The 18,599-nt window shown below is 64.6% G+C and carries 13 protein-coding genes; 1 reads left to right on the forward strand and 12 read right to left on the reverse strand.

The window, feature by feature from the left end:
• Positions 1-44: 44 nt before the first annotated feature.
• The 12 genes from EXV95_RS07195 to EXV95_RS07250 form a co-directional block, all read right to left on the reverse strand.
• On the reverse strand, positions 45-1,139 hold the full coding sequence (locus EXV95_RS07195) for an enoyl-CoA hydratase/isomerase family protein (protein WP_176886341.1): 1,095 nt from the start codon (positions 1,137-1,139) through the stop codon (positions 45-47).
• Positions 1,136-2,011 (reverse strand): DMT family transporter, encoded by an 876-nt coding sequence (locus EXV95_RS07200; protein ID WP_176886342.1) that lies wholly within the window; start codon positions 2,009-2,011, stop codon positions 1,136-1,138. The genes EXV95_RS07195 and EXV95_RS07200 overlap by 4 nt, the downstream gene beginning before the upstream one ends.
• A gap of 181 nt (positions 2,012-2,192) precedes the next feature.
• Positions 2,193-4,016 (reverse strand): translational GTPase TypA, encoded by a 1,824-nt coding sequence (typA, locus tag EXV95_RS07205; RefSeq protein WP_176886343.1) that lies wholly within the window; start codon positions 4,014-4,016, stop codon positions 2,193-2,195.
• Complete coding sequence (truB, locus tag EXV95_RS07210; RefSeq protein ID WP_176886344.1) at positions 4,013-5,014, reverse strand: tRNA pseudouridine(55) synthase TruB; 1,002 nt, start codon at positions 5,012-5,014, stop codon at positions 4,013-4,015. Before truB ends, typA begins: the two co-directional genes overlap by 4 nt.
• A gap of 3 nt (positions 5,015-5,017) precedes the next feature.
• On the reverse strand, positions 5,018-5,389 hold the full coding sequence (rbfA, locus tag EXV95_RS07215) for a 30S ribosome-binding factor RbfA (RefSeq protein ID WP_010458038.1): 372 nt from the start codon (positions 5,387-5,389) through the stop codon (positions 5,018-5,020).
• Positions 5,390-5,407: 18 nt separating this feature from the next.
• The gene (gene infB, locus EXV95_RS07220) at positions 5,408-8,281 is read right to left on the reverse strand and encodes a translation initiation factor IF-2 (RefSeq protein ID WP_121506026.1); all 2,874 of its coding nucleotides are present in this window, start codon (positions 8,279-8,281) and stop codon (positions 5,408-5,410) included.
• Between the two features lie 24 nt (positions 8,282-8,305).
• Positions 8,306-9,790, reverse strand: a complete 1,485-nt coding sequence (nusA, locus tag EXV95_RS07225) for a transcription termination factor NusA (protein WP_121420486.1) — start codon at positions 9,788-9,790, stop codon at positions 8,306-8,308.
• A 79-nt stretch (positions 9,791-9,869) separates the two neighbouring features.
• Positions 9,870-10,466, reverse strand: coding sequence for a ribosome maturation factor RimP (rimP, locus tag EXV95_RS07230; protein WP_176886345.1), 597 nt, complete (start codon positions 10,464-10,466; stop codon positions 9,870-9,872).
• A 276-nt stretch (positions 10,467-10,742) separates the two neighbouring features.
• On the reverse strand, positions 10,743-14,126 hold the full coding sequence (locus EXV95_RS07235; protein WP_176886346.1) for a DEAD/DEAH box helicase: 3,384 nt from the start codon (positions 14,124-14,126) through the stop codon (positions 10,743-10,745).
• Positions 14,127-14,296: 170 nt separating this feature from the next.
• Complete coding sequence (locus EXV95_RS07240; RefSeq protein WP_176886347.1) at positions 14,297-14,695, reverse strand: thioredoxin family protein; 399 nt, start codon at positions 14,693-14,695, stop codon at positions 14,297-14,299.
• A 51-nt stretch (positions 14,696-14,746) separates the two neighbouring features.
• Positions 14,747-16,027 carry a cytochrome c gene (locus EXV95_RS07245; RefSeq protein ID WP_176886348.1) on the reverse strand — a complete coding sequence of 427 codons (1,281 nt, stop codon included), beginning with the start codon at positions 16,025-16,027 and terminating at the stop codon, positions 14,747-14,749.
• A 14-nt stretch (positions 16,028-16,041) separates the two neighbouring features.
• On the reverse strand, positions 16,042-16,809 hold the full coding sequence (locus EXV95_RS07250) for a c-type cytochrome (RefSeq protein WP_176886349.1): 768 nt from the start codon (positions 16,807-16,809) through the stop codon (positions 16,042-16,044).
• Positions 16,810-16,935: 126 nt separating this feature from the next.
• Here EXV95_RS07250 and EXV95_RS07255 point away from each other — a divergent pair, with 126 nt between their 5' ends.
• A complete protein-coding gene (locus tag EXV95_RS07255) occupies positions 16,936-18,495 on the forward strand; it encodes a PLP-dependent aminotransferase family protein (RefSeq protein ID WP_255484945.1) in 1,560 nt (519 codons plus the stop codon).
• Positions 18,496-18,599: the final 104 nt, after the last annotated feature.

Consider the following 18,599-nt stretch of genomic DNA (forward strand, 5'->3'; position numbering starts at 1 on the left):
CCAGGGACTCTCCGGGTGGCCTGCCCGGCCACAACCTTCGCCGATCAGGACAAATGGGCCAGCGGGTGGGCGTGTGCAGGCCAGGGGCTGGCGAAAAACGGCGCCACCATATCGGGCGTCACGTCTTCGATGCGGCCAGGGTTCCATTGGGGCGCATGGTCCTTGTCCACGGCCAGGGCACGGATGCCCTCCACCGTTTCGCTCTGGCCGGGGCGCAGGAAGAAGCAGTGGCGCACCATGTCGCGCTCCATGCGCAGGTCGTCGGCCAGGCCCATGTCCCGTGCGCGGCGGATTTGTTCCAGCACCACGTGCAGCATGAGGGGCGAGCGCTTGCGCAGCGTGGCCGCCGTGGCGCGTGCCCAGTCGCTGTCGGCCGCTTCAAGCGCCGCCACGATCTCGCCCACACTGCCCAGCGAAAAATATTGGTCAATTTGGCCCCTAGCGCTTGTCTGAAAAGCGCTAGCAGCTACAAATTTAGAAGCAACATAGTCCTTGACGGCAGCACCGCTGGCAAAGCTCTGGGCGCCTAGCGCCTCCCACACGGCCGCTTGCTGGTCAACAGGCAGACAACCGTCCGCCAACCGGTTTTCGATGGCATCACCGGCGCCAATGGTGTCGCCGGTCAGCGCCAGCCATTCGCCCACACGACCGGGACAACGGCTCAGGAAATAGCCCCCCCCCACATCCGGGAACAGGCCAATGGCCGTCTCCGGCATGGCCATCTTCGTGCGCTCGGTCACCACGCGCAGGGCGGCACCCTGGCTGATGCCCATGCCGCCGCCCATCACGATGCCGTCCATGAAGGCGATGTAGGGCTTGGAGTAGTTGTGGATCAGGTGGTTGAGCGCGTACTCCTCGGTAAAGAAGTCCTCGATCAGCGGATTGCCCTGGCTGCCCGCCTGGTGCAGAAAGCGGATGTCTCCACCGGCGCAGAAGGCACCAAACGGGCCTTCCTTGTTGCTGCCACGGATGGCCACGGCCAGCACCCGCGCATCGTTTTGCCATGCCAGCAAGATGCCCATCAGGTCACGCACCATGCCCAGCGAGAGGGCATTGAGCGCACGCGGGCGGTTCAACGTGATGAAGCCGACCTGGCCACGTACTTCACTCAGCACATCCGAAACTACCGTCTCCGTCATTTTTGTTCCTTCCAACCTAAAAGTTCATTGAAAACCAGGGCGCCAATGACCAGCACGCCCCCTGTCAGCACGGCCGCGCCAGGCTCCTCGCCAGCGCCCACCCATGCCAGCAAGATACCGAATATCACCTCTAGAAGACCCAGCAGCGCCATCTCGGGCGCCTTGAGCACGCGCCCGCACCGCACCGCCAGCACACACGGAATCGCCAATTGCACCACGCCCAGCAGCGCCAGCAAGCCCAAGTCGTGTAATGACGCTTCAAACGGCAGCGCCACCGGCAACGTGGCAATGACCGAGATCACCGCCCCCACCAGCACGGCGGGCACCAAATCCACGGCATGGCCGTGGCGCTGCGAGTGCTGCACCACCGTCCAGTTGATGGCGGCCGCCACGGGGACACACAGCGCCACCAGCGTCCCCGCCACGGGCAGGCCCGCCATCTGCGAACCATACATCCACGCGATGCCCAGCCCCGCCACGGCAATGGCGGCCCAAGTGCGCGGTGCGATGTGGTGACCGATAAAAACACGTGCGAACAACGCGGTCAGCAACGGCCCCACGGCCATCGTGACCAGCACGTTGGCCACCGGCATCAGCATGATGGCCACCATGAAGGCGGTGAACATCACGCTCCAGCACACGCCAGAGATCCACAGCGCGCGGCCGCAGTGGCGCATGGACGCAAACACCGCCCGCCCCTGCAAGGCCGGCAGGATGACCAGCAACGCCAGCAGCGTGAAGAAGCTGCGCCAGAAGGTCACCTCAAAGCTGCGTGCGTGCTCCAAGTGGCGCGTGACCACACCGGCGATGGACCACATCAGGGTCACCGCCACCATCAGAACAACCGCGCGGGAATGCGTGAGCTTCAACATGGGAACCTGCAGTTCAGGCAATTGGAGGGCGTCAACAACAGACACCGGGATTCAAGACGGCAAAAAGGGCCACGGCATGGCAGTGGCCCTTCGGGTCGCGCACCAGGAGCGCAGCTTCTGGCTGCGCACCGATGCTACCGGGTCAAGCCACTGCAAAAGCAGCTTGACCCCGCAAGGCAGCTCAGGAGCGGCCTGCGCGCTTGCGCTCGTTTTCCGTGAGGAACCGCTTGCGGATGCGGATGGACTTGGGCGTGATCTCGACCAGCTCGTCGTCCTCGATGAATTCCACGGCGTATTCCAGCGTGGCATCGATCGGAGGCGTGATCTTGATCGCGTCTTCCTTGCCGCTCACGCGGAAGTTGGTCAGCTGCTTGGTGCGCGTGGCGTTCACGATCAGGTCGTTGTCGCGGCTGTGGATGCCCACGATCATGCCTTCGTACACGGGGTCGTTCGCCTTCACGAACATGCGGCCACGGTCGTCGAGCTTGCCCAGGGCGTAGGTGAAGATTTCACCGTCGTCCATGGAGATCAGCACGCCGTTCTTGCGGCCACCGATGTCGCCCTTGTGCGGCTCGTAGCTGTCGAAGATGTTGCTGATCAGCCCAGAACCGCGCGTCAGGTTCAGGAATTCGTTGGTGAAACCGATCAGACCACGCGCAGGAATGCGGTACTCCAGGCGCACACGGCCACGGCCGTCCGGCTCCATGTTCACCAGCTCGCCCTTACGCTCGCCCAGTGCCTGCATCACGCCGCCCTGGTGGCCTTCTTCGATGTCGACCGTCACCAGTTCGATAGGCTCGTGCTTCTCGCCGTTCACGGTCTTGAAGACGACGCGGGGCTTGGACACGGCCAGCTCGTAGCCTTCACGGCGCATGTTTTCCAAGAGGATGGTCAGGTGCAGTTCACCGCGACCCATCACTTCGAAAATGCCTTCTTCATCGGTTTCCGAGACGCGCAGCGCCACGTTGTGCTGCAGTTCCTTTTGCAGGCGGTCCCAGATCTGGCGGCTGGTCACGAACTTGCCTTCACGGCCGGCCAGGGGCGAGGTGTTCACGCAGAAGTTCATGGTCAGCGTGGGCTCGTCCACCTTAAGCATGGGCAGCGGTGCGGGGTTGGCCGGGTCGGTCACGGTCACGCCGATACCGATGTCTTCAATGCCGTTGATCAGCACGATGTCGCCCGGGCCGGCCAGGGGCGTCTGCATGCGGTCCAGGCCCTGGAAGGTCAGCACCTGGTTCACACGGCCCTTGACGGCCTTGCCATCCGGGCCTTCCATGACAACCACGTCCTGCATGGGCTTCAAAGTGCCCTGGCTGATACGGCCCACGCCGATGCGGCCCACAAACGTGGAGAAGTCCAGCGCCGAGATCTGCAACTGCAGCGGAGCATTGGCATCGCCCGTGTTTGGCGGAACGTGCGAGAGGATGGTGTCGAACAGGGCCGACATATCGGGGCCCCACTGCTCACCAGGTGCGCCTTCTTCCAGCGACGACCAGCCGTTGATGCCCGAGGCGTACACCACGGGGAAGTCGAGTTGTTCGTCGGTGGCACCGAGCTTGTCGAACAGGTCGAACGCGGCGTTCACCACCTTGTCGGGGTTGGCACCGGGCTTGTCCACCTTGTTCACCACCAGGATGGGGCGCAGGCCCAGAGCCAGGGCCTTCTTGGTCACGAAACGCGTCTGGGGCATGGGGCCTTCTTGCGCGTCGATCAGCAGCACCACGCTGTCCACCATGGACAGCGCACGCTCCACTTCACCGCCGAAGTCCGCGTGGCCGGGGGTGTCCACGATGTTGATGTGCGTGCCCTTCCAGCTCACGGCGCAGTTCTTGGCCAGGATGGTGATGCCACGCTCTTTTTCAATCGCGTTGTTGTCCATCACGGTATCGACGACCTTTTCGTGGTCAGCAAAGGTGCCGGACTGGCGCAGCAGCTGGTCCACCATGGTGGTTTTGCCATGGTCAACGTGGGCAATGATGGCGATGTTGCGGATTTGTTTAGTCATAGTTTTTCCAATATGCCGCTGTGCGCCATGGACGCGGAATGCGGCGTGCTTTCCAAAATTTGTTGAATTTCCAGCGGACTCAGGAGCCTGTCCGGCACCAGCTCCCCGCCCACGATGTGGCCCACCCCCAGCAGTGCCGGAGGATTCTCGCCGAACACCGCCACGGCACTGGCATCGGGCCAGTTGCCACGGCGACGCACGCCCGACAGGAATCGGGCTGCATTCTCACCGTCAAGCGTGACACGCACGTGTTGTGCCAGCAGCGACTCGGGCGCCTCCAGGCTGGCCAGGCGCTCCGCCTCCGGCATCGCTTCCAGCTGGGCCAGCGTGACGCAGCGCTCCACACCGATTCCACCCGTGTCGATGCGGCGCAAGAAGGTCAGGTGCGCGCCGCAACCCAGCGCCGCCCCGATGTCTTCGCCCAGCGTGCGGATGTAGGTGCCCTTGCTGCAAGTTACTATTATTTTGATAGCTGCTTGCGCTTCATCTGTCTGCGTCAGGGTCAGTTTTAATGTATGAATGACGACATCGCGCGCTTCGCGCTCTACCGTGACACCTGCTCGCGCGTACTCGTACAGCGCCTTGCCGTCTTTCTTGAGCGCACTGTGCATCGGCGGCACCTGGCGAATAGGGCCGGTGAACTGCTCTTGCACGGCCGCAAGACGCTCAGGGGTCAGCTGTGCCAAGTCCACATCACAGCGTTGCACCACATCGCCTTCGGCGTCGCCGGTGGTGGTGGTGGTGCCCAGCAGTGCAACGGCTTCGTAGGTCTTGGGCGCATCCAGCTGCAGCTGGCTGAACTTGGTGGCCGCCCCAAAACACAGCGGCAACACGCCGGTGGCCAATGGGTCCAGCGTGCCGGTATGGCCCGCCTTTTCGGCGCGCAAGAGCCATTTCGCCTTTTGCAAGGCGTCGTTGCTCGAAAGGCCGAGCGGTTTGTCGAGCAGCAACACCCCATGCACAGGGCGCCGCTGCACCCTGGTGCGAGGCGCGTGCATGGACTACTCCTCTTTTGCGCGGGAAGAAACTGCCTTGGCGATCAAGGCGTTCATGTCGGCCGCACGCTCGGAGGTGCGGTCGAACACGAAGTGCAGCGTGGGCACCGTGTGGATGTGCAGGCGCTTGAACAAGCCGTTGCGCAGGAAACCCGCAGCCTGGTTGAGCGCAGCCTGTGTCTCCACAGGGTCGCCCGTCAACAGGCTGAAGAACACCTTGGCATGGGCATAGTCGGGAGTCACCTCCACACCCTGCAGCGTCACCATGCCCACACGCGGATCTTTCAACTCGCGCGCGATCAGCTCCGTCAGATCGCGCTGAATCTGATCGGCGACCTTGAAGGCGCGGTTGGGGGTGGAAGATTTCTTCGCAGCCATGTCGTCGTCACCGATGCCTTACAGCGTCCGCGCGATTTCCTTGATGTCAAAGAATTCGAGGTGATCGCCTTCCTTGATGTCGTTGTAGTTCTTGAGCTTGATACCGCACTCAAAGCCTTCCTTGACATCCTTGACATCGTCCTTGAGGCGCTTGATCGAATCGACTTCGCCGGTGTAGACCACCACGTTGTCGCGCAGCAGGCGGAAGCGTGCGTTGCGATGGACCATGCCCGAAGTGATGTACGAACCGGCAATCGTGCCGATCTTGGTCGCAACGAACACCGTGCGGATCTCGGCGGTGCCGATGATTTCCTCGCGCTGCTCGGGGGCCAACATGCCGGACATCGCCACACGCAGCTCGTCCACAGCATCGTAAATGATGCTGTAGTAGTGCAGATCGACGCCATTGCCTTCGGCCAGCTTGCGCGCACCGGCATCGGCCCGCACGTTGAAGCCGATCACGATGGCCTTGGAGGCGATCGCCAGGTTGATGTCGGACTCGCTGATGGCGCCCACGGCGGCGTATACCAGCTGCACCTTGACTTCGTCGGTCGAGAGCTTGAGCAGCGACTGCGCCAGCGCTTCCTGCGAACCCTGTACATCGGCCTTGACGATGATGGGCAACATCTTCACTTCGCCCGCCGTCATGTCGGCAAACATGTTTTCCAGCTTGGCGGCCTGTTGCTTGGCCAGCTTGGTGTTGCGGAACTTGCCGGCACGATAGGTGGCGATTTCGCGGGCACGGCGTTCGTCCGTGAGCACCATGAATTCGTCGCCGGCCTGCGGCACTTCCGTCAGACCCTGGATTTCCACCGGGATCGACGGGCCTGCCGTCTTGGCGACCTTGCCGTTTTCATCCAGCATGGCACGCACGCGGCCATAGGTCTGTCCAGCCAGCACAATGTCGCCCACCTTGAGCGTGCCGGACTGAACCAGCACCGTGGCCACAGGGCCGCGGCCCTTGTCGAGCTGGGCTTCGATCACCAGACCCTTGGCCAGTGAATCGACCGGTGCCTTGAGTTCCAGCACTTCGGCCTGCAGCAGCACTTGCTCCAGCAGCGTGTCGATGCCCATGCCGGTCTTGGAAGACACAGGCACGAACGGCGAATCGCCACCGTACTCTTCAGGCACCACCTCTTCCACCACCAGTTCCTGCTTGACACGGTCGGGGTTGGCATCGGGCTTGTCGGCCTTGGTGATCGCCACCACGATAGGAACACCAGCCGCCTTGGCGTGCTTGATGGCTTCCTTGGTCTGGGGCATGACACCGTCGTCGGCCGCCACCACCAGGATCACGATGTCCGTGGCCTGGGCACCACGGGCACGCATGGCCGTGAAGGCCTCGTGGCCCGGGGTGTCAAGGAACGACACCATGCCGCGTGGTGTTTCCACGTGGTAGGCACCGATGTGCTGCGTGATGCCACCGGCTTCACCCGCAGCCACCTTGGCGCGGCGAATGTAATCGAGCAGCGAGGTCTTGCCATGGTCCACGTGGCCCATGACGGTCACCACAGGAGCACGGGGCAACAACTCCACGTTCTGCTGGGTCGTATCGTCGTCGGTAAAGGCTTCTGGATCGTCCAGCGCCGCCACCACCGCCTTGTGGCCCAGTTCTTCCACCACGATCATGGCGGTGTCCTGGTCCAGCGGCTGGTTGATGGTGACCATCTGGCCCATCTTCATCAGCGCCTTGATCACTTCAGACGCCTTGATCGACATCTTGTGTGCCAGCTCTGCCACCGTGATGGTTTCGGGCACATGCACTTCAATGATGCGCGCCTCGACCGGTGCAGACTGCTGGTGATCGTCGCGATGGTCGCGGCTGTCGCCACGGCGGCCACGCGGGCCACCACGCCAGTTGTTGCGACCGACACCGCCGCTGCTGTCGCCACGGGTCTTGATTTCTTTCTTCTTGGCGGTGTCGTTGGCCCAGCTGGAGGACAGCTTGGCCGACTTCACTTCCTTGCCAGCGCCTGGCGCACCTGCGCCTGCCCCGGCTGTGGCGGGAGCGCCTGCGCGCGCCACACCGGTGCCGACAGCCGGCTTGTGGAGGGTGCCCTTCTTGGCATCCCCCACGGCAGCGGGCTTGGCCACTGGCTTGGGTTCTTCTGGCTTCTTGGCCACCATGACCGCCTTCTTGGGCGTGGCCATCATGGAGCGAATCGCAGCAGCTTCCGCTTCGGCCTTGCGGCGACGGGCGTCCAGGTCAGCAGCGCGCGCTGTTTCCTCGTCGGCGCGTGCCTTGGATTCAGCGGCAGCCTTTTCGCGGGCTTCGGTTTGGGCTGCATTGCGTGCAGCGGCTTCGGCCGCTTGCTCGCGGGTGGCCTCCTGCTTGACAGCAGAGGCTTGTGCCTTCTTCTCGGCTTCCTGGGCGGCATAGGCGGCAGCGCGCTCTTCAGCTTCACGCTCACGCTTCTCACGCGCTTCACGCTCGGCACGCTTTTCGGCCAGCTCCGTCTCCTGGCGACGGATCAGCTCGGCCTGGCGGCGAGCTTCTTCCTCGCGGCGGGACAGTTCCAGGTCTTCGCTGGAAACAGCGGCCTCTTCCGCAGCGGCGGGCGCGTGGGATTCGGCAGATGCCTCGGCACCTTCGTCGCGCTGGATGAACGTGCGCTTCTTGCGCACTTCCACCTGGATCGTGCGGGCCTTGCCCGTGGCATCCGCCTGCTTGATCTCGCTGGTGGACTTCTTCACCAGCGTGATCTTCTTGCGGTCGGCCGAAGCCGTGCCGTGGCTGGCCTGCAGATAAGCAAGCAGCTTTTGCTTGTCCGACTCGGTCAACGCGTCGGAAGGAGCGGCCTTGCCCACGCCCGCAGCTTTGAGCTGGTCGAGCAGGGTTTCAGGCGATTTTTTGAGTTCGGTTGCAAACTCGGCGACAGTATTACTGGACATATGTGGTTCGTGCCTCCCTGACCTTTACTCTTGCCCCGCGAACCAGTGTTCGCGCGCCTTCATGATCAAGGCTTTGGCATCTTCTTCAGACTGTCCGGTCAGGTCGGTCAGTTCATCAATGGCCAGATCGGCCAGGTCGTCACGTGTGTGCACACCGCCTTCAGCCAACTTGGCTATCAGCTCGGGGGTGAGGCCTTCGAGGTCGCGCAGGTCCTGGGAGACCTCTTCCACGCTTTCCTCACGGGCGATTTCCATCGTGAGCAGCGCATCCTTGGCACGGGCACGCAACTCGTTGACGGTGTCTTCGTCGAAGCTTTCGATCTCCAGCATTTCCTGCAGCGGCACATAGGCCACTTCTTCGAGGCTGTTGAAGCCTTCGGAGATCAGGATGTCGGCGATTTCCTCGTCCACATCGAGCTTTTCCATGAACAGCTTGCGGGCCGTGTCGGTCTCGTTGGCCTGCTTTTGCGCGCTTTCGGCGGCGTCCATGATGTTGATCTTCCAGCCAGTCAGATCGGACGCCAGACGCACGTTCTGACCACCACGGCCAATGGCGATGGCGAGATTTTCCTCGTCCACGACCACGTCCATGGCGTGTTTTTCTTCATCGACCACGATGGAGGACACGTTGGCCGGGGCCAGGGCCCCGATCACAAACTGTGCGGGGTCTTCGGACCACAGCACGATGTCCACGCGTTCGCCAGCGAGTTCGTTGGTCACCGCATTGACGCGGGTGCCACGCACACCGACGCAAGTGCCAATGGGGTCCACGCGCTTGTCGTGGCTCAGCACGGCGATCTTGGCGCGCGAGCCGGGGTCACGGGCGCAGGACTTGATTTCCAGCAGGCCTTGTTCGATCTCAGGCACTTCGTTGCGGAAGAGTTCGATCATGAACTCGGGGGCCGAGCGCGACAGGATGATGGGAGCGCCGCGCAGCGTCAGGTCCACTTCCATGATCATGGCGCGCACACGGTCGCCACTGCGCAGGTTTTCCTTCGGGATCATCTCGCCACGGCGCAGACGTCCTTCCACACGGCCGGATTCGACAATGATGTCGCCCTTGTCCATGCGTTTGACGGTGCCGGTAAAGATTTTCTCGCCGCGCGACATGAAGTCGTTGAGCAGCATTTCGCGCTCGGCGTCGCGGATCTTCTGCAGGATGACCTGCTTGGCAGCCATGGCGCCGATGCGGCCGATCGGCACGGACTCGACACCTTCTTCGATGTACTCGCCCACTTCGATGTCCGGAATGCGGTCCTTCGCATCCATCAGCAGCTCTTCGGCCTCGGGGTTTTGCAGGCCGGCATCATCGGGCACCACCAGCCAGCGACGGAAAGTCTCATAGTTGCCGCTGTCGCGATCTACGGACACGCGAATGTCCACCTCGCCCTGGTACAGCTTCTTGGTAGCCTGGGCCAGGGCCGACTCCACGGCGCCCAAGACCACATCACGCTCCACGTTCTTTTCGCGCGAAATGGCCTCAACCAACATCAACAATTCGCGATTCATGCGACGACTCTCCTGTTTCAATCACCCGAAGGCGGAGGCTGCGCGCGGCTGCCACCCACCCCAATTTTTCAGCAGCCACTCAGGCGGGTGCCGCCCCAGCCTTGCCTGCACGCCCCTTGAAATCCACGATGGGCGCCAAGCGCACATCCCGAACCTCGTCCAAGGTAAAGCCCAGCGCCTGCAATGGGGCGGGCACACGTTTCTTGCTGACCCTTTGACCTGGCTTGACCGGCGGCTCGTCACTCCAGACGATCTGCCACCCCCCAGCCTCGGCGCGCTCCAGCGTGCCGCGAAATTTCTTGCGGGTGGCATTCACCTGCCCCGCCGCCGCCGCAACGCCGATGGGCGCCTTCAGGGTGACGTCGATGACCGAACCCTCGAAGCGGACAAAGTCTTGCTCATGGCGCAGGGGGCGATCGATGCCGGGGGACGACACTTCGAGGCGCTTGTACTCGACGCCATCGACCTCCAGCGCAAACTGCAGCTGGCGCGTGACCTTCTCGCAATCCTCGACGGTCACGAACTGATCAATCACGGGCTGGGGCGCATCAGCGGCCGGCTGCACCCAGGGCAAGTCGATGGTGACGCGCAGCAAACCGCCAGCGGAGCGTTCGATCTCCACCAGGTCATACCCCAGGCCCGTCACAATTTGTTCAACGACTTGCTGCAATGCCACGTGTTCAGTTCAATCCCGGAAAAACAAAAAACCCGATAACCCCCGGAGACTCTTCCCCGACAGCTTCGAGCTCCAAAAGCGTTCGACCAAAAAAAACGGGCGGTTGGTACCCGCCCGTTTGGTCGTGAGAGTCGTATTGTAGCGCGCAAAGTGTTGATTTGCAAAGGCGCGGACGGGCAAAACTGTTGTCAACGCGCCCAGGCCAGTGTGCATGCGGCCTGCCGGACGATGTGGTGCCAAAACGGCACCTGGCGCTTATCCAATCGGTGCGAGCAGCTATGACAGTGATAGCGGCTGCAGCAGCTCGGCCAGATCGCCCTCGGTAAACAGCGGCTCCTTGCGTGCCGCGGAGTCGCTGTACAGACTGCCCGCCAGCTGCGCCTTGCGCTCCTGCAGCGCCAAAATTCTCTCTTCAATCGTGCCCTGCGCCACCAGTTTGATCACCCACACGCTCTGTGTCTGTCCAATGCGGTGGGCGCGGTCGGTGGCCTGGTTTTCCACCGCCGGGTTCCACCAGGGGTCGTAGTGGATCACCGTGTCAGCCTGCGGCAGGTTCAGCCCCACCCCGCCCGCCTTCAGACTGATCAGGAACAGGGGCACCTGCCCGCTGGTGAACTGCTCGATGATCGCGTCGCGCTTCTGGCTCTGCCCCGTGAGTTTGACCCAGGGCAGGTCGCGTTTTTTCAGCTCGGCCTCGATCAGTGTGAGCATGCTGGTGAACTGCGAGAACAGCAAAATGCGCCGCCCCTCGGCCAGCATCTCGGGCAGCAGCGCCATCAGCTGGTCCAGCTTGGCCGATGTCTTGACCTTTTTGGCAGCATCCAGCGGCACGAGTTGCGGGTGGCAGCACACCTGGCGCAGCTTGAGCAGCGCATCGAGGATGGTGATCTGCGACTTGGCCAGCCCCTTGGACTGCAGAGCTTCGCGCACGGTTTTTTCCATACCCAGGCGGATGGTTTCGTACAGATCGGCCTGCGTGCCGGTCAGCTCCACGGGCATCACCGACTCGACCTTGGGCGGCAGCTCGCCCGCCACCAGGGCCTTGGTCCTGCGCAGCATAAAAGGCGTGATGCGCGCGCGCAGCTGTGCCATGCGCGCGCCGTCGCCCAGTTTTTCGATGGGCGTGCGAAACACTTCCTTGAAGCGTGTTTGACTGCCCAGAAAACCTGGCATCAAAAAGTGAAACAGGCTCCAGACCTCGCCCAAATGGTTTTCCATGGGCGTGCCCGACAGGCACAGCCGGTGGCGCGCCTGCAGCTGGCTGACCACCTGCGCGGCATGCGTGCTGGCGTTCTTGATGTTCTGCGCTTCATCCAGCACCACCAGGTGCCACTGGTGCGCCAACCAGCGCTCGCGGTCGCGCTGCAGCAGCGAATACGGGGCGATGACCAAGTCATGCTCGGTGACTGTATCTGCCATGCCGTGTCGGCCGGCGCCATGCAGCACCAGGCAACGCAGCCCAGGGCAAAAGCGGGCGGCCTCGCGCTGCCAGTTGCCCATGAGGCTCACCGGCGCAATGACCAGCGCGGGGCGAGTCAGCCGCCCTGCGTCTTTTTCCACCTGGATGTGTGCCAGGGTCTGCAGCGTCTTGCCCAGGCCCATGTCATCGGCCAGCACACCGGCCAGTCCGTGGGCACTCAGAAACTGCAGCCAGTTCAGCCCCTGCTGCTGGTAGGGCCGCAAGGTGGCATGCACGCTGGCGGGCAAAGGCACCTCCGGCAAGGCGCTGGCACCCCGCAACTGGGCCGCCATGGTGCGCAAGGCATCGGCGCCCTGCCACACCGCGCCCTCGCCCAACGCGGCGCTGGTGCGCAGCGCGTCCATGCGCGAGAGCTTGAGGCTGTCGCTGCTGAAATCGTGCGCGCGGTCGCCCACCAGATCCAGCAAGGCCGCCATCCAGGGGCGCAGCGCGTCGGTCGGCACCCGCACAAAACCCGATGTACCCACGCCCCGCAGGTAGGCAAACGGCGGCAGCTGCGGCTGGCCCGTGACGGGGTCGGGCGGCTGCTGGGCGGCGGCGGCGATCAGCAGGGGCAGCAGCGGCAGGATGTTGTGGCGCACGCCGTTGATTTCCATGCCCAGCGACAGCGCAAACCAGGGCGATGTGGCCTCATCTTCACCGCTGGGTTGCAGTGACACGTCCAGCGTGTCGGCATGGGTGATCCAGCCGTCCAGCGCCGCGTCCTGCGTCAGCACAAAACCGGCCTCGCGCAACACGGAAAAGCCGTTGTCAAACCAGTGCATCCAGTCGTCCTGCGATTCCTCGCCGGGGATGCCGAACAGGCCATCGTCGGTGGCCAGCAGCCCCAGGTCCATCAGGCGTTCAATGGCATCCAGCTCGGCCGCCGCGTCGCGCTGCAGCAGCACCTGACTGCCGTCGGCGCCGGTCACCAGCACGCTCAGGTCCTGCCCGGCCCACCAGCCCACATGGCCCTGGTAGTCAAAGCGCAACTGGGCGGTGATGAGGCCCAGGCCCGGCACATCGGCTTCGGGCACGGGCGCCAGGTGCAGGCGCGCCACGGGCTTGACGCCCTGCACGCGTTTGAGAGGGCTGAGCACCGGCGGCAGCGGCAGCATGCCCCCAAGGCGGCTCGCCACCTCGGCATGGTGTTTTTGCAGCGCGGCGGCGGCGAGCGGAGGCGCCTGCAGCAGCAGTTCCAGTTGTTCGGGGCTCAGCCCCTCGGCCGACACGGGGCCGCAGAGGCCCTTATCGACATCGAGGTACAGCGGCGGGTGGTTGGCGCACAGCGTGGCGCTGGGGCCGGGCAGGCGGGCCTGCAGGGTCCAGGCGCTGTCGCCACCATCGCCGCCATTGCCACCACCAGATATGGCTGTTTCTTTCCAGGCCCAGGCTATGGGCAGCGGATCGCCCCAGCCCAGCGGCACGCCCACGGTGGATCCGCCCGCGTCGGCAAACAGGCGGCCCGTGGCGGCCGCCTGCTGCAGCGCCAGCAGGCCTACCGCTCCCTCCAGCACACCCGTCGGCGCGCCGTTGTAGGCCGAGTAGTAGCCCATGCTGCGCGGCATGGCACGCAGCAATTGCAGCAGCTGGCGGTCCACATCCGTGGCGCGGTCATACACCGCCTGGCCGGGGCCAGGTTGGGTCCGGACGGCCTTGGGCTTGGCCCAGCCGCCGGTGAGCTTGGGGTAGGACACCACGGCCTCGATCTGCAACTGCGGTGCACCAGCGCGCAGGCGCCCGATGGTGGAGAGCAGGTAGAGGTAACACTCCGGCCGGTCTGCCCGTGCGCCAGCCAGTGGCGGCGCGGCGTTGTCTGCCGCCAGATCCCAGTCGTTCAGCCAACGCACCAGGCGAGCCTCGGCCTCGGCGCGGGCCTGGGCGGCAACGCGCTCCTGCATAGCCTGCAGCGCTTGCACGGCCTGCGCTGTAGGGGGCGAACGGGGGGCAGGCTCTGCGCCTGGGCGCACGTCCAGGGCCTTCAGCGTCAGAGCTACGGCGTGTTTGCAGTCTTCGCCCACCGGGCAGGTGCATTCGCCCGACCAGGAGCGGACCTGGCCGTTGGGCGCCAGCACCAGCTCTACCGACAGCGCGTACGGCTCGGGTTGGGTGCCCTGCACTTCGCCGCCGATGCGCCAGACGCCTTTGCCGTCCTCTTCAACGTCGATGCTGACGACCGCAGACTGCCGGAAAAGGCCCATACCGCGCGACCAAGCGCCTTGGTCGCAGTGAGCCTGCAGCGAGCTGATAGAAAAGGACGGAGCAGCGGAGGATGACACAAATTAATGTAAAAAATGGTGCTAGCGCTTTACCATCAAGCGCTAGAAGCTATTAAAAAGTGAGCATTGAGTGAGTATTCAGAACGCCACTCTTACTGGCTGCGCGCGGCGCGCACACGCTCAAAAACGCCCTGAGCCTCGCCGCCCGCCCCTGCGCTGCCGGGAGCGGCCTGTAGGCTGGCCAGCAGCCGCGCCAGCACGGGCGCCTGGGGCAGCAGCGGCCCCAGGAACAGCGCGCGCTGGCCGTCGGCAATCAGCAGGGTGGGAAAGGTTTCCACGTCCAGGTCGCCAGCCAGATCGGACTCGTCTTCAATGTCCACCCATTCAAAACGCATCTCCGGATGCGCGCGGGCCAATTCGTTGAACAGGGGGCGGTAGATGCCACAGGTGCCGCACCACGCTGCGCACAGGCACACGGCCCACCAGCCACCGGGCGCGGCGGCCGCCGGGCTTGGCGGGGAGGACGGGGGCAGTGCGGCGGGGCTGGACATCAAACGGGCTCCTGGGGCTGGCGTGGCAGGGGCCAACTACACCAGGCCCCGCTACAAACCACGCCGTTCGCGGGCGCGGTAAACCTCGATGGTACCCACACCCGGCGCCTGGTTGCCCCAGCTGTTGCGCACAAAGGTAGTCACCGCCGCCACGTCCTCGTCGGACAGAAACTGCTGGAACGGCGGCATGCCATGCGGGCGCGGGTTGCCCGCCGTGGCAGGCAGGTAGCCACCCTGCAGCACCACACGCACCAAGTTGGTCGGGTCGCCCAGCGTGATGGCGCGGTTGCCCGCCAGCGCCGGGAAGGCGCCGGGCTCGCCCTGGCCTTGGTCGCCATGGCATTGGGCGCAGTGTTGTTCGTAGACCTTGCCGCCACGCGCCATCGCGCTGGCCGGGGGCGCGGCTGCCGTGACTGGCGTCTTGCGATCTTGTTGCGGCAGGGCCTGCAGGTACATGGCCATAGCGCGCGCATCGGCATCGGTGAGGTACTGGGTGCTGCGGAACACCACTTCGGCCATGGGGCCCAGCACCGAGCCCTGCGGGGCCACGCCGGTTTTCAGCAAGGCCATCACGTCTTCGGTTTTCCATTCTTTGACACCCGCCTCATGCGCAGCATTGAGCGCAGGGGCATACCAGTTCTGCACCGGGATCAGCCCGCCGGTAAAGGCCTTGGCGTCGGTGGTGGCGCCCAATGCGTTGCGCGGCGTATGGCAGGCGGTGCAATGGCCCAGGCCGTTGACTAGGTAAGCACCTCGGTTGTATTCAGCCGACTGCGTGGGTTCGGGTTGAGGCGCCCCGGGCGTGAAGAACAGCGCCCGCCAAACACCCAGCGCCGCCTGCGTATTGTACGGAAAACGCAGCGCGTGGTCGCGGTTGGCCTCAGCGGCGGCGGGCAGGCTGTGCAGGTAGGCAAAGATGGCGTCCGAATCCTCGCGCGTCACCTGCGTGTAGTTGGGGTACGGAAAGGCCGGATACAACAGCCGCCCGTCCTTGCTGCGGCCGTGGTGCATGGCGCGCCAGAACTCCGCCGAGGTCCAGCTGCCAATGCCATGCGCCTTGTCGGGCGTGAGGTTGGAGCTGTGCACCACGCCAAACGGCGTCTCGATGCCGCGCCCGCCCGCAAACGGTGCACCGCCCTGCGTGGTGTGGCAGGCCATGCAGTTGCCCACGCGGGCCAGGTACTCGCCGCGCTGAATCAATTCAGGTGTGCTCTGCAGCGTCTCGCCAGCGGGCAGAGGCTCTTCGCCGCGCAAGTTCAGGCTGATCAGCAGTGCTGCCGCAATGCCCAACGCGGCCAGAACGGAAGATATTGTCCAGAGGATGCGTTTCATGGGTGCATCCCTTCTCAACGTACAGCCGCAGCGGCCACGGGCACTTCGGCCACACCACCGCAGCGCGCGGGCATCGCAGCGGGCAAGGTGCGGGCGGGCTTGCCCCCTGCCACCACGGGCTGGGCGGCCAACCAGGCCGAGACAGCACTCACATCATCGGGCGTGAGCTGGCGGGCAATGTCGGCCATGCAGTCGGGCAGATGCGCGCGGCGCTGGCCGGTCTTCCAGGCGCCCAGCTGGCTGTTGAGGTAGTCGCGCGGCAGGCCTAGCAGGCCGGGTATGGACGGGGCCACACCCGTCATGGCTGCGCCATGGCAGGCCACGCAGGCGGGGATGTTGCGGGCCACATCGCCCACTTGCACCAGCTTGCGGCCTTGCTCCAGCACAGCAGCAGGCGCTTGTGGTGCGGGCGGTGGCGGGTACGGCAGGTCCAGCGCCGCAAAGTGCTCGGCCATCTCGCGCAGGTAGTCGTCGGTCTGGTGCTCAATCAGGTAAGTCATCTGCGGGTAGCTGCGCCGCCCGTCCCGAAAGTTGAGCAGCTGGTTGGCCAGGTAGCCCGCTGGTTTGCCCGCAATGCGGGGGAAATAGCCGTCTGGCGTGGCCCGGCCCTCCTTGCCGTGGCACACCGTGCAGGCCAGTACGCGCGGGGCCATGGTCGTGGCGGTTGCCGTGGTGACAGGCACAGGTGTGGACTGCTGGGCCGCCACCCCGGCAGCCAAGCCCGCAAACAGGGAGAACACAGCAACAACGGGGCGCAGCAGGCGGCGCAGACGATCAATCATGGGATGGAGGCGGTGAACAGGCTCAGAGTAAGCCAAGAACTCTACGCGCAAGCCAAAAAACAGTACAGATTCAGTTTCCGATTAAAAATACAGATCAGTTTGCCTTACATCAACCCCGCCCTGCCCATGAAACGCTACGAACGCCACGCTGACACCATCGCGCAGCTCATCCACAGCGGCGCGCTGCGGCCTGGCGACCGCGTGCCTTCGGTGCGCGAGGCCAGCCGCACGCGGGGCATCAGCCCGTCCACCGTGTTCGAGGCGTATTACCTGCTGGAGGCACAGGGCCTCATCCACGCCCGCCCGCGCTCGGGCTACTACGTCAGCGCCCGGCTGCCCAGCACGGCCGAGGCCCGCCCCGCCGAGCCCCTGCCCTCGCAGCCCGCCGCCACCTCCACCGGCGTGGCGATCAGCGACCTGGTGTTCGAGGTGCTGGGCCTGGCCCGTGACCGCGACCTGGTACCGCTGGGCTCGGCCTTTCCGGGGCTGGAGCTGTTTCCGCTGGACCGCCTGGCGCGGTGTCTCGCCAGCGGCATGCGCAAGCTCGACCCGTGGAACATCGTGCAAAGCCTGCCACCGGGTGACGAACGCCTGCGCCAGCAGATCGCACTGCGCTACGGCCTGCACGGCATGGCGGTGGATGTGGAAGAAATCATCATCACCAACGGCGCGATGGAGGCGCTCAACCTCTGCCTGGAGGCCGTCACCCAGCCGGGCGACGTGGTGGTGGTCGAATCGCCCACCTTTTACGCCGCGCTGCAGGCCCTGGAGCGGCTGAACCTGCAGGCGCTGGAAATCGCCACCCACCCGCGCGACGGCATCGACCTGGCCGCGCTGGCCGAGGCGCTGGAACGCCAGCCACCCCACCAGCGCGTCAAGGCCTGCTGGCTCATGCCCAGCTTTCAAAACCCTCTGGGCAGCCTGATGCCGGAGGACAAAAAACGCGAACTCGTGGCACTGCTCGCCCGCCACCAGATCCCGCTGATCGAGGACGACGTCTATGCCGAACTGCACTTCGGCCCCCAGCGCCCGCCGCCTGCCAAGGCGTTTGATGGCGAAGGACTGGTCATGCACTGCAGCTCGTTCAGCAAAAGCCTGGCGCCCGGCTACCGCGTGGGCTGGGTGGCGGCGGGCCGCTTTGCCACGGCGGTGCAGCGGCTCAAGCTCATGACCACCCTATCGGCCGCCACGCCGTCGCAGCAGGCGCTGTCTGAATACCTGGCCCAGGGCGGCTACGACCGGCACCTGCGCGCGCTGCGCCGCAGCCTGGAACAACAGCAGGCGATTGCGCTGGCGGCGGTGGCCCAGCACTTCCCGACGGGCACGCGCGTGTCACGGCCCGAAGGGGGTTACTTTTTGTGGGCGGAGCTTCCACCACAGGTTGATGCACTGGCGCTGCACCGCCAGGCACTCGCGCAGGGCATCAGCCTGGCGCCAGGGCAGATCTTTTCGGCCGACCGGCGTTTTGCGCACTGCGTGCGCATCAACTACGGGCACCCCGCACACGACCGCCTGCAACCCGCCCTGGAATGCGTGGGCCGCCTGGCCACTGCGCTGGCTGCCGAGGGTGCGCGTACCCCCCCCTTGGTGAGTGTGCCAACACAGATCTATAGAGCGGCGACTGCAGCTCAACCTGTCCGGCACCGACACGGGTCTGAGCCGGGGCGAAAACAAAAAGCACGCTGAGGATGCCCCTCAGCGTGCTTTACTTTTGATAGCTACTCGCGCTTTATGGATAAGCGCCAGGGCCTGTTTTTATCGGCGGTTTAAACAACGAAGTGCACGTTGCC

This window comes from Acidovorax sp. JMULE5, from assembly GCF_013376875.1.
Lineage (GTDB): Bacteria > Pseudomonadota > Gammaproteobacteria > Burkholderiales > Burkholderiaceae_C > Acidovorax > Acidovorax facilis.